Origin of the sequence: Geoalkalibacter ferrihydriticus DSM 17813, assembly GCF_000820505.1 — a bacterium.
GTDB lineage: Bacteria > Desulfobacterota > Desulfuromonadia > Desulfuromonadales > Geoalkalibacteraceae > Geoalkalibacter > Geoalkalibacter ferrihydriticus.
The window spans coordinates 60,221-72,126 of the sequence record NZ_JWJD01000010.1 but is presented as its reverse complement, the minus strand read 5'-3'; the positions used below and the strand labels follow the sequence as shown (position 1 = coordinate 72,126).

Here is an 11,906-nt window from a genome sequence, read left to right as displayed (position 1 = left end):
TTGTGCGGACGGCTTATCGCGTCGTCCATCCGTTCACAAAACCATAAATTTATATTAATTACAAGAAGCAAATAAATCAAGTCAAATTATGCAGAACTCTTCTCCGAAACAGCTTTCGGCAAGGTGAAGGAGAAACAAGCCCCCTGCCCTTCACCTTCCGACTCCACCCAGATGCGCCCGCCATGCAGCTCAACAATGCGCTTGACCAGGGCCAGACCGAATCCCGTGCCATCGCCGCTTGTTTCGACGCGTTTGAACAGCTCGAAGATTTTGTCGTGATTTTCGGGAGCAATGCCCATGCCGTTGTCCCGCACGAAAAAAACCGGGGTGTCGCCTGACAACTCGGCGCCGACTTCAATGCGGGGTTGCTTCTGGTCACCCCTATATTTGACGGCATTCTCCACCAGATTCTGCCAGACCGCGACCAGCCTGGGGCGATCACCCACCAGGCGCAAATCCACATCCTCTACCTGAACACTCACCCCACGCTCGGCAATGGGCCCCGCCACCAGCGCCAAGGCTTCCTCAGTCAAATCCGTGAAGGACACCGCGACGGCTTCATTCATCATCCGCCCAACGCGGGAAAACTCACGCAGTTCGTCAAGCAACAGCGTCATACGCTGCACGGCGCTGTCAATATAACCAATATCCTTGGCTGTTCGGGTGGCATCGGCCGTTTTCATATCCTCCCGCAGAAATTCAAGAAAGGTCTGAATCGTCACCAAGGGGCTCTTCAGGTCATGGCTCACGGCATAGGTGAAGCGCTCCAACTCGGCGTTTTTGGCTCGAAGCAACTGATCATTGCGTTTAAGCAGAGCTTCTCGGTCGAGCAAAGCCTGTTGGGCATTTTTGCGTGTGCGCATGGCTTGGATAAGTAGAAAAATAACCGCCAGTAGCACAACAACCGCCACAGACATCGCCGTCACGAATTTCAGGGTTTGCCCTTTCAGCGTCCGCATCGTTTCGGAATAATTCGTAATATCGTGAATAACGCCGAACACCCTGTGTTCCTCCGCATCGTAGATTCCTTGAGAATGCAGATCCAGGATTCGGCCGTCACCGGGTCGCTGGAATCTGATTTCGACGGAATACTCTTCTCCCTGCTCAATAAGCCTGTGGCGCGAGCGTTCCATCAACTCGCGATATTCGGGCAGAATTTGACCAAGAATGCTCTTAACTTCGTGGGTTTCGCCTTCCAGTCCCAACAATTCCCTGGCGCCCCGCGAAAAGGTGTAGATGCCGGTATCGAGATCAAGAGTCCAGTGCCCTACCCCGGCAACCTTTTCCGCAAAGCGCAGTCTCACCTCGCTTTGCACCAGAGCCTCCTGAAGCGTTTCGCGCTGAGAAACGTCATGGATGATGGAGAAGAGCACCGTTCTTTGATTTACGGTGATGGGCCAGGAATAGACTTCGACGGGGCGGATCTCACCGTTGGCCAGACGGTGCCGGAAGATGAAATAGTTGCGGTTTTCCCGCGCCGCCAACGCCCTCTCCTGCCGGGTTTCGGCGTCAGAGAGGGTATTGATCTGCTGAATGGCCAGGCGCCGTAGCTGGTCGCGCGGATAGCCGTAGTAATCGACCGCCGCCTGATTGGCATCGACGATGCGTCCACTGTCGGGATCGATGAGCAGCATGACCGCACCGTGACGCTCAAACATTTCGTAACCGAAAGCCGGGGCATCAAGGCTGAACGCAGATCCCGGCACCAGCAAACCCAGCATAAAGACAAGAATAATGACATTTCTGAAAAGACTCAAATCATCTCCGTTGAGTCCTGAGTACCAGCATTGAATTGTCACACGTTCGGAGGGAAACGTCCTGATTCTCCAACGCCCTCAAGCATTGGGATTTTTGTTCCACACCAGCCAGTAATAGCCGATGGTACTCATCATCTCGACAAACTGATGAAAATCGACCGGTTTGACAAGATAGCTGTTGGCATGATGATCATAGGCCTTGGCCACATCCGTTTCGGCGGCCGAAGTAGTCAGAACCACAACCGGTATGCGCCCCAAACCAGGATCTTCCTTGATGATCTTCAACACTTCGAGGCCATTGATCCGCGGCATGCGCAGATCCAGCAGGATCAACCCCGGACGTGGCGCACACCCCGGATCGCTGAACCTGCCACGACGATACAGGTAATCCAGTGCTTCCTGGCCGTCGACCACATGCTCCAGGCGGTTGCTGATTCGGGAATTTTCCATGTTGCGGCGCACGATTTCCGCATGGGCCGGGTCATCCTCCGCCAACAAAATAACAATTGGTTCCCCGATCATAGCTGTTTCCCTTCCTTAAATTCAACGGCATCCGGCAGGGTGAAATTGAAACAGCTGCCCTTGCCCACGCCTTGCGATTCCACCCAGATTCTTCCCTTGTATAATCCTACGATCCTTTTCACCAAGGCCAGCCCCAAACCACTGCCTTCGGTCTGTTTGTCAAGTTTCTCAAAAAGACCGAAAATTTTATCGAAATACCGCTCATCGATGCCTATACCATTATCGCGTACAAAAAAAACCATCTCCTTTCCTTGCATTTCAGCACCGATTTCAATGCGCGGATGTTCTTGGTCACCCATATACTTGACGGCATTCTCCAACAGGTTCTGCCAGATCTCCACCAGGCGCGGCGGGTCGCCGAACAAGTCCGGCATATCATCACCCATTTGGATCTCGACGCCCCGCTCGGTGATCGGCCCCGCCACCAGAGTGAGTGTTTCACGCATGAGTTCCGAAAAGGAAACATTCACGGAAGGGTTGACAATGCGGCCGTGTCGCGACATTTCGAGCAAATCATCAAGCAGCTGTCCCATTTTTTGCGTTGCGGCACGCATATAATCGATGTCGAGACGAATACGTTCGTCATCTTGTCTTTTCAGATCCTGCTCCAGAAAACCGAGAAAAGATTTCACCGTAACCAAGGGACTCTTGAGATCATGGGACACGGTGTAGTTGAAACGTTCAAGTTCGGCGCTGCGCTCTTGTAACTCCAGGGTGCGCTGTTTCAGTTCCTCCCTGGCCTCGATGCGCTCGGTGATGACCTCTGTGTAGATGATAATGCCGCCGATGGACCCATCGCTTTCATACCAGGGGCGACATTGCCAGCGTGTATAATCAATACGACCGTCTTCGCGCTCAAACCGGTCCTCTTCTTCACCGAGCGATTCGCCCTGCAATACGCGCTGATGAATCCGGCGCCACTTTTCCGGGATGTCAGGGAAGATTTCGTAATGATGTTTGCCGATGATATCTTTTTTCTTGACCCGGTAGTCCGTTAGAAAGCGGTCACTAACGAACAAGAAGTTGAGGTTTTTATCGAAAACGACAATGGCGCTGGTATCATGCGCAACAATGTATTGCAACAGCTCGTGCCAATGCTGAAGACGTTTTTCATTGTCACGCAATATCTTTTCCGCGCGGAGGCGTTCGGTAACATCCTGCACAAGTACCATTTCCGCGCGGTGCCGATCAAACTCAAGGGTATGGGAAGTGATCTCGACATCCATTACTGTGCCGTCTTTTTTGATGTGAACCCAAACACCCGCTTCATCGAATCCGCTCTGAACATTTGCGACATTGTGCAACAACCCAGCAACATCCTCAAGGGGCCGAATGTCTTTAATGGTCATGGCAAGAAACTCTTCTCGGCTGTATCCATAGCGCCTGACAGCCGCATCGTTCACTGCAAGAAAGGCCAATGTATCCAAATCGTATATCCACATGGGCTGAGGATTGGATATAAAGAGTTGACGGTAGCGCTTTTCGCTATCAAGACGTCCCTCCAGATGATCACGTAAGCGCCTGCGATTGCCCTCAAGCAAAATCAGGCCGACCAGCCACAGGCCACCATAACCCAAAACATAAGCGCGAAGTGCGGCCGCCAGCGCCTGTCGATATGGCGCCCAGGGGATTGCCACACTGACCCCGCCCAAGATATCGCCAAGTTGATAGCCCTGCTGGTCGTGACATTTGAGACAACCACTTTCGACCATCAAGGGGCGCATGAGGCGCAGATAATCCTCCCCCTCAATCTGCGACCTGGTCGACCATTCAATGCTCCCTGTCAAAAATTCCTGCAAGGCCTCCACCTCCCATGCGTCGGGTGAATTTTCCCATCGCAGAGGTTTGAGACTGGTGATATGTCCGCGCGTGCCGAAAAGCTCATCGGCCATTTCATGCATCTGGCGCAGCATATAGGCAGGGTTGACCAGGGTCAGATCGCGTCCGGACGGGGTCGTGATGTCGCGTTCGAAAACATGAGTCAGATAAGGATTAGGCGGGGTATTGGCCGTGACCGGCACATAGACGCCGCCATGGCTTGTGGCCCAGCGGCGGAAGGTCAGATCTTTGCCGAAACTGTGGCGAGCCGCTGTACGCGCATTATCCAATGCGGCCCTGCTCGCATGATAATAATGCCAGCCGGCCATGGCGCCGATGGCCAGAGTCCAGAAAAGAGCGATGAGCAGAAAAGAAACACCAGGGTATTCGAATCTATGAGGCGGATCGACATCGGAATTCGACCCTGATTTATCCTGAGTCATCGGAGTGCCCCGAAAATTTAAAAAAACAGCGACAGAACACGCCTTAGCTCTTCAGCGCGCACAGGTTTGCTGATGTATTCATCCATACCGGCTTCAAGAAATTTTTCGCGATCGCCCTTCATGGCATGAGCAGTCAAGGCGACAATGGGGATGCGCGCCTTGTCCGGGTCCTTGAGACTACGAGCCTGTCGCGTTGTTTCCAGCCCGTCCATTTCCGGCATCTGAATGTCCATAAACACCAGATCAAAAGAATCCTGCTGCAGCATATGAAGACATTGCTTGCCGTCAGTAACCGAACGAACTTCATGTCCCTGCTTTATCAGCATGCGCTCCATGGTAAAGCGATTAATGCGTTCATCTTCAGCGAGCAGAATTTTCAACGGGCGGATAAGCATCGGCTTGGTCAATATCGGCCCAGGGCTTACCGGCACGGCGGGACTCGCCTCTTCGACCTCGACGGAAAAACTCAGTTGGGTGCCTCGACCAAGTTCACTTTCAACGCTCAGGGTGCCGTTCATCAACTGGACCAGCCGCTTGACGATTCCCAGACCCAGACCCGCGCCGCCATATTTGCGCGTACTGCTCCCATCGACCTGCACGAAAGGCTCGAAGATGGCATCGAGTCGGTCTTGTGGGATGCCGACGCCAGTATCCTCAACGGTGAACCACAACCCGAGCCTGCCGGGACGCTCGGGATCGGAGGCAGCCCGGCCGCCGAAAATACAGACATGCCCCTCCTCGGTAAACTTGACGGCGTTGCCCACAAGGTTGAAAAGCACCTGGCGCAGCCGACCTTCGTCACCAACAACTTCGGCAGGAAAATCAGGGCTTATTTCATTTTTAAGAGCAAGATTCTTCGCAGCGGCGTTGGGAAGAAAGATATCACAAACTTGTCGCACCAGACGGGCAGGATCAAAGCGACTCTGGTGCAGGTCAAGCTTACCTGCCTCGATGCGTGACAGATCGAGAATATCATTGAGGATATCGAGAAGCTTTTCGCCCGACTCAACGGCAAGATCGACGCATTGGGTCTGCTCAGACTGCAAGGGGGTGGTCTTGAGGTATTGCAGCATGCCGAACAACCCGTTGAGGGGGGTGCGGATTTCGTGACTCATGTTGGCCAGAAATTCGCTCTTGGCGCGAGACGCCTCTTCGGCAGCCTCCAGCGCACGGCGCAGGCGCTGTTCACTTTCCAGCAGCGCCTGTTCAGCGCTTTTTTTCTCCTGCAACAATCGCCATTCGCGCAAGCCGCGCATCACGATCTGCGGCATGACCGCAAAACTCTGCGGCGATTTAACCACATAATCCAGCGCCCCGGCTTTCATGGCCGCCACTGCCATTTCCTCGTTCCCATAGGCGGTCATGACCAAAATGGGGAAAGAACCATGCGCACCCGTCGCTTTGAGCACATCCATGGCGTTGCCGTCGGTGAGGTTAAAATCCATCAGCACGACATCGGGCTCTTCGAGCGCTAGGTTCTGATAATATTGCTTCAAGTTTGCGGCAATGATAATTCTCGCAGGCAAATCAGCTACGGCAAAGGCTCGGGAGATGGCCTCGGCGTGGGCACCCTCATCCTCAACCAGAAGAACGCATAATTCATCAAAATCCATCACTTCCCCTCCCATGCCAAAACGCTTCTCCCAGAAGATACAACCGCTGCATCACCTCTGTAAATGCGAAAAGTTTACCGAATATCTCAGTTTGTTTATACCACTTAGCCGTCAAAATGTTAACCATCTCAGAGGGAAACCTTTTCAGGTATGCCCCTTTCCAAAAAAATGCATCACAAAAACCTCACGACGCAAAAAGGGCTTAGCGAAAAATCGCTAAGCCCTTGATTTTATTGGTGGGCGCAGTAGGGATTGAACCTACGACCCCTGCCGTGTGAAGGCAGTGCTCTCCCGCTGAGCTATGCGCCCGAAGTGTTCGGATTTATACCAACAATTTCAGCCGAGTGTCAACGCTTTTTTTGTCCGAGGCATCACCCCTGGCGGCCCTGTCAACGCAGGTGTGAACGTAAGATTTCTTCAACCGCGGTGTAGGGATCGCGTTCGCGCCGCGCAACGGATTGTACGATGTCGCGCACTTGATCTTCCTCCTCGATGCGGCCAAAAACCTGGGCGAAAAGACGCTCTTTGAGGAGATCGGTGAAACGCTGTCGGCTCTTGTCTTCTTCATGGCGCTGAAGTCGCCCATCGGTATGCAAATAGGCGCGATGCTCTTCGATCTTATCGACGAGCGAACCCAGGCCGTCCTTTTTCTGCGCCACCGTCAGCACCACGGGCGGCAACCATTCATCGGCACTGCGCTCTTTCATGTCCACCATAATCGACAGGTCGCGGGCGGTGCGGTCAGCTTCGGGCCGATCAGCCTTATTGACAACAAAAATATCGCCGATTTCAAGGATTCCGGCCTTGATGGCCTGAATATCATCGCCGAGGCCCGGCACCATGACCACCAGCGTTGTGTGGGCAGTGCGCACGATTTCAACCTCGTCCTGCCCGACACCGACGGTTTCGACAATGACCACCTGCATTCCCATGGCATCGAGAATGTGCACGACGTCGTTGGCCGAATTCGACAGCCCGCCGAGATGACCGCGCGTGCCGAGGGAGCGAATAAAAACCTGCGGATCCGTGGCGTGACGATTCATGCGGATCCGGTCGCCGAGAATCGCACCGCCGGAGAATGGGCTGGTCGGATCAATGGCAACCACACCGACGCTCAAGCCCTTGCCTCGGTAAGCTTCAATAAGTTTATCGGTCAGAGTCGACTTGCCGGCACCGGGCGGCCCAGTGACACCGAGAATGAACGCTTTGCCGGTATGGGGATATAGTTTTTTGAGCTCATCCACCGCGCCCGGCATGTTGTCGTCGACATTGCGCATAAGGCGCGCCGCAGAGCGGATGTCTCCTTGAAGAATTTTTTCGGCTAAGGACACGACGAATCCACTCAAGCCTGAGGTTTGATATTGTCTTTAACCCACTGCACGATCATCTCGGTACTGGTACCCGGAGTGAAAATTTCGAGCACACCCGCCTCTTTCAGGCCGGGGATGTCATCCTCGGGGATGATGCCCCCGCCGAACACGGGGATGTCGCCGGCACCTTTTTCGCGCAGCAGATCGACGACCCGGGGAAACAAAGTGTTATGCGCACCGGAAAGGATCGAGAGAGTCACGGCGTCAACGTCTTCCTGAATGGCGGTATTGACGATCTGCTCGGGTGTCTGGCGCAGCCCGGTGTAGATGACCTCGAAGCCGGCATCACGAAAAGCGCGCGCCACGATTTTCGCCCCACGGTCATGGCCATCCAAGCCTGGTTTAGCCACCAGCAAGCGCAAAGTTCTCTCTGCCATTCTCATTTCTCCTTTATCGATGTTATATATCAACAGATTTCTAAAACCCCTCGCCATAAGGAGCGGAACAGGCTGTTATTCTTGATGGCGTCGCAAGCCATCCTCTGAGTTTTTGCGAGTGCATCAAGCTTAGCTCTCGATTCCAGTGCGCGAAGCTTGCCCCGCATTGAAGTAATGCTTGACCTCACGCATTTCCGTCACCAGATCGGCAATTGCGATGATGTCGGCATGGGCCCCGCGACCCGTCAACACCAGTTCAGTGTAGGCAGGTTTGTGTGCGATAAGATCTTTCAGCTCTTCCAGCGACACCAGGCCGTAATCAACCGCACAATTTATTTCATCCAGCACGATCAAATCGTAGTCACCGCTCAGCACCAACTGCCTGGCTTTATCAAAGCCCGCCCGGGCCATGGCGACATCGACCGGATCGGGATTCTCGCGGGAGACAAAGGTGTCGCGCCCGACCTGCTCGATGGTGAGATACGGAGCCAGCTTGCGGGCCGATTCAAGTTCGCCATACACCGTGCTGCCCTTCATAAACTGCAGCACATGGATATGCAGACCGTGCCCGGCCGCTCGCAGGCAGAGCCCCAGAGAGGCCGTAGTCTTTCCTTTGCCGTTGCCGGTGTAGACCTGCACCCGGCCCTGCGTCAATTTATGATTTTCGGTGGTCATGAAGGCACCTTCAGCGCTCACAAGGGATCAAATCGAGGGAAAAACAACTCACACCTCAATCCTGTCATTTTCTGTTATAAATCAAGAACATAAAAAAAGACCCCTAAACCAACTTATCAAGAAGTTCAGCCGGCAGAGAAACGGGCTTTCGGGTGCGGTCAATGACCACATGCACCGTGCGGGCCGTTGCCAGCAGCAGTCCGTCCTGGTTCAAGGCGCGGTAGGAAAATTCAAGGACTTTGCCGCGCTGTCTCTCCAAGGTGGTTTCAATAGTGACCTCATCCTCGTAAAAGGCCGGGGCCTTGTAATCGAGTTCAGCACGCGCCACCACAACATAATAACCGGCTTTTTCAAAGTCGGTATAGCGTGCCCCGTTCTGGCGCAGGAAATCAGAGCGACCTTCTTCGAACCACACCAGGTAACGCGCATGATGCACAACCCCCTGGGCGTCCGTTTCCGCGTAGCGCACACGAAGAGTCATGCGACAGGGATTCATAATTGGTCTTTCGCAGCAAGAAAAACGGTTTTAAGTCAGACTAAATTTTTTTAGCAGGTCGGAAATATACCAAGGGGGGTAAAAAGAGTCAACCAGAAGGAATGGCGGGGTAAAACATTTTTTTACTACTTGAAAAGCCAATAGCGGCAAAGGCCGTGAAAATCTCATGGGACACGGATCAAATCTGATAGGGGCGGATTAAAACCAGGCTCAAATCGACAGGATGAACAGGATCTGGCAAAATCCTCAACCCTTATTTACCGCCGAGAACGCCGAGGGCGCTGAGAAAACCTTTGAGACTTTATATGCTTTTCTCTAAGCCATTCTCTGCGTTCTTGGCGTTCTCTGCGGTAAATCGAACTTGATCTCAAGGTCTGACCTTCGGCATTTGTCCTTTTTTGAAAACCTTCACAACCTCAGCCCTTATTTACCGCTGAGAACGCTGAGGGCGCTGAGAAAACCTTTGAGACTTTTTATGCTTTTCCCTAAGCCATTCTCTGCGTTCTTGGCGTTCTCTGCGGTGAATCGAACTTGGCTGCCTTTATCAACCCTTCAAATCGCCCTGGATGCCGACCTTGATGGTTTCAATCGGCACATTCTTGCCGCTATCGGCAACCGCCTGACGGGCAAGCATAATCAAGCCCGTGCAACAAGGAACCTCCATGTGCACCACGGTAAGGCTGCGAATGTCGTTGTGGCGCAGAATCGCGGTGAGCTTTTCCAGATACGCCTTGCCGTCATCGAGCTTCGGGCAGCCGATGGCCAGGGCCTTGCCCTTGAGGATGTCTCGGTGAAACTCCGGAAAGGCAAAAGGGGCGCAGTCGGCGGCCAGAACCAGTTCGGCATCCTTGAAAAAGGGCGCGGTCGGCGGCACCAGATTTATCTGGATGGGCCATTGCCGCAACTCTGAAGGACGCTCACCCGCTTCTTCACCATTTGCTTGGGGTTCGCTCTTGCGCGAAAACTCCATCATTCGCGCCGAAGGGCAACCACCCTGGGCCTGAGGTTGCGGCTGAGGGGCATGAGCCGTCAGGGGAGGTTTGCCGCTTTTTTTCAAGTGCTCATCCACCGCTTCCTCGTCAAATTCATCGGCATCGCGACGCACAATTTTAATAGCGTCACGGGGACAATCGCCCAGGCAGGCGCCCAGGCCATCGCACAGGTTGTCGGCGATCAACCGCGCCTTGCCGTCGACAATCTGAATCGCTCCTTCGGCACAGGCCGGCACGCACAGACCACAACCATCACATTTTTCTTCGTCGATTGTTACAATTTCTCGAATCATGGCGTTCTCCTTGAAATTTTATATTCGTGGGTTTCTTAATTGTGTTTTTTGTCCAGATCATGCCGGATTCAAGCAACAATCACCTTGACCGGGGTCAATATTTGTCATTGCTTTCAAAAACCGCAACCTGTCTGGCTTCTTGCCTGCGCCGCGCCGCGCGCAGCGGGCAAAAGGCGGTCAAAAAAATCACCGTCCACAACAGCAGCAATATTCCGGCGAGCACCGTCCAGATCATCAAGAACCTCCACAGTTAGAAAAAGTAATGCCAGAGCAGATCAAGGCGTCCGCGCTTCAACAGATATTTTCCAGAAAAGCGCATAATTTCGCGCACCTTTTCACGATGCCCAGGGCGGTAACAATGGATATGGCAATGCTTGCAGATCGGCTTCGGATCAAGCGGGCAGCGCAGGCGCCGTTCAATGGCATAGCCCAGGAATTCCCGACAATTCGCGCACAACGGAAATGGGGAAAGATCAATTTTCCCGCCCCATTCTTCCCTCGCCGCCAAAAACTGTTTAGGCCCGGCGTGGTGGACACAACAATAAACCGAAGAAAATTGCGCAAGGATGCGCAGGTCCTTGATTTCTTTGGGATGGAGTCCGGATGTGAATGGTGGCGTGTTCATGTGCTGAGAATAAGCAAAATAGGCAGGTAAATCTTTGACGCATGTCAAAACAAGCCGGAAAGGTATCATGGGACACGGATCAAATCTGAAAAAACCGGATTTCCACACGAAATCCAAGGTCTTGATTTTAATCCGCGTATATCAGATTTGATCCGTGTGCCGAGAGTTTAGGTGTTTAAACAGAAACTCAAAGCGATTCACGCGTACTTTCGGCCAGGTCTTCCAGGCGGTCGCGATCGAGGATGTCGATATCCTTGCCGCGCACATGGATCAATTCATCATCGGAAAGTTTGCGCAGGGTGCGCGAGAGGGTTTCACTGACCGTACCCAAGCGTGAGGCGAGCTGGCTTTTGGAGATAGGCAACTGGACGGTATCGGCCTCATCGCCGGCCAATTCAACCAGATAGCGGGCCAGGCGGGCCGGAACATCTTTGAAAGTAAGATCTTCGATCTGGGTGGCGAACTGCCGCAGAAAACGCGACAGGCCGGCAATCATGTTGATGGGAATCTGCGTATGTTCCTTCAGCAGATTGAGGAAATCTTTCTTGGGGAAAAACAGTACCGTTGCGCGACTGAGCGATTCGGCAAAAGCGGGATATAAACCGTCAGCAAAAATAGCCGCCTCGGCAAAACTCTCCCCCCCATGCACGATGTGCAGAATGCGCTCCTTGCCATCCGGCGAGAGCTTGTAGATCTTGACTTTGCCGTCGGTCACCACGTAAAAGCCAACAGCCGGTTCACCCTGTGAGAAAAGTACCTCGCCCTTATGCAGATCACGACGCCGGCACACCTCTTCCAAGCGTTCGAGATCCTGATCCGTCACTCCGGCAAACAGGGGGCATTTTTTTATGGCAGCGCGATTTTCCATGGCGCAAAGCTTAGCAGAAGAGTCGCGGGTGAGCAATTATTTTAAGAACTTGCAATC

11 protein-coding genes and 1 tRNA gene are annotated in these 11,906 nt (G+C 53.4%); all 12 read right to left on the bottom strand.

Translation table 11 applies throughout. From position 1 onward, the window contains the following. Positions 1 to 86 precede the first annotated feature (86 nt). The 12 genes from GFER_RS17985 to GFER_RS16305 all read right to left on the bottom strand — a co-directional run bounded on the left by GFER_RS17985 (position 87) and on the right by GFER_RS16305 (position 11,849). Complete coding sequence (locus GFER_RS17985; RefSeq protein ID WP_052446520.1) at positions 87 to 1,757, bottom strand: PAS domain-containing sensor histidine kinase; 1,671 nt, start codon at positions 1,755 to 1,757, stop codon at positions 87 to 89. A 78-nt stretch (positions 1,758 to 1,835) separates the two neighbouring features. Then, positions 1,836 to 2,279, bottom strand: a complete 444-nt coding sequence (locus GFER_RS16360) for a response regulator (RefSeq protein ID WP_040101093.1) — start codon at positions 2,277 to 2,279, stop codon at positions 1,836 to 1,838. Continuing rightward, positions 2,276 to 4,540 (bottom strand): PAS domain S-box protein, encoded by a 2,265-nt coding sequence (locus tag GFER_RS17980; RefSeq protein ID WP_052446519.1) that lies wholly within the window; start codon positions 4,538 to 4,540, stop codon positions 2,276 to 2,278. Before GFER_RS17980 ends, GFER_RS16360 begins: the two co-directional genes overlap by 4 nt. A gap of 17 nt (positions 4,541 to 4,557) precedes the next feature. Then, entirely contained in the window at positions 4,558 to 6,168 is a 1,611-nt protein-coding gene (locus GFER_RS16345) for a response regulator (RefSeq protein ID WP_082048142.1), read from the bottom strand. A 219-nt stretch (positions 6,169 to 6,387) separates the two neighbouring features. Continuing rightward, a tRNA-Val gene (locus GFER_RS16340) sits at positions 6,388 to 6,462 on the bottom strand. 80 nt (positions 6,463 to 6,542) lie between these two features. After that, positions 6,543 to 7,484 (bottom strand): methylmalonyl Co-A mutase-associated GTPase MeaB, encoded by a 942-nt coding sequence (gene meaB / locus GFER_RS16335; protein WP_040101089.1) that lies wholly within the window; start codon positions 7,482 to 7,484, stop codon positions 6,543 to 6,545. Between the two features lie 11 nt (positions 7,485 to 7,495). Further along, on the bottom strand, positions 7,496 to 7,900 hold the full coding sequence (locus tag GFER_RS16330; protein ID WP_040101087.1) for a cobalamin B12-binding domain-containing protein: 405 nt from the start codon (positions 7,898 to 7,900) through the stop codon (positions 7,496 to 7,498). Positions 7,901 to 8,029: 129 nt separating this feature from the next. After that, positions 8,030 to 8,575, bottom strand: a complete 546-nt coding sequence (gene cobO, locus GFER_RS16325) for a cob(I)yrinic acid a,c-diamide adenosyltransferase (RefSeq protein ID WP_040101086.1) — start codon at positions 8,573 to 8,575, stop codon at positions 8,030 to 8,032. A gap of 103 nt (positions 8,576 to 8,678) precedes the next feature. Next, positions 8,679 to 9,056 (bottom strand): acyl-CoA thioesterase, encoded by a 378-nt coding sequence (locus tag GFER_RS16320; protein ID WP_235264116.1) that lies wholly within the window; start codon positions 9,054 to 9,056, stop codon positions 8,679 to 8,681. A gap of 559 nt (positions 9,057 to 9,615) precedes the next feature. After that, complete coding sequence (locus GFER_RS16315; RefSeq protein ID WP_040101084.1) at positions 9,616 to 10,356, bottom strand: 4Fe-4S binding protein; 741 nt, start codon at positions 10,354 to 10,356, stop codon at positions 9,616 to 9,618. 250 nt (positions 10,357 to 10,606) lie between these two features. After that, a complete protein-coding gene (locus GFER_RS16310; RefSeq protein ID WP_235264119.1) occupies positions 10,607 to 11,089 on the bottom strand; it encodes a nitrous oxide-stimulated promoter family protein in 483 nt (160 codons plus the stop codon). A gap of 79 nt (positions 11,090 to 11,168) precedes the next feature. Further along, positions 11,169 to 11,849, bottom strand: a complete 681-nt coding sequence (locus GFER_RS16305) for a Crp/Fnr family transcriptional regulator (RefSeq protein WP_040101082.1) — start codon at positions 11,847 to 11,849, stop codon at positions 11,169 to 11,171. Positions 11,850 to 11,906 lie beyond the last annotated feature (57 nt).

Excerpts from the sequence above, each read along its gene's own strand:
- GFER_RS17980 (WP_052446519.1), bottom strand. The coding sequence starts at position 4,540 with ATGACTCAGGATAAATCAGGGTCGAATTCCGATGTCGATCCGCCTCAT.
- GFER_RS16345 (WP_082048142.1), bottom strand. The coding sequence starts at position 6,168 with ATGGGAGGGGAAGTGATGGATTTTGATGAATTATGCGTTCTTCTGGTT.
- GFER_RS16315 (WP_040101084.1), bottom strand. The coding sequence starts at position 10,356 with ATGATTCGAGAAATTGTAACAATCGACGAAGAAAAATGTGATGGTTGT.
- GFER_RS16320 (WP_235264116.1), bottom strand. The coding sequence starts at position 9,056 with ATGACTCTTCGTGTGCGCTACGCGGAAACGGACGCCCAGGGGGTTGTG.
- GFER_RS16330 (WP_040101087.1), bottom strand. The coding sequence starts at position 7,900 with ATGGCAGAGAGAACTTTGCGCTTGCTGGTGGCTAAACCAGGCTTGGAT.
- GFER_RS16305 (WP_040101082.1), bottom strand. The coding sequence starts at position 11,849 with ATGGAAAATCGCGCTGCCATAAAAAAATGCCCCCTGTTTGCCGGAGTG.
- cobO (WP_040101086.1), bottom strand. The coding sequence starts at position 8,575 with ATGACCACCGAAAATCATAAATTGACGCAGGGCCGGGTGCAGGTCTAC.
- GFER_RS16360 (WP_040101093.1), bottom strand. The coding sequence starts at position 2,279 with ATGATCGGGGAACCAATTGTTATTTTGTTGGCGGAGGATGACCCGGCC.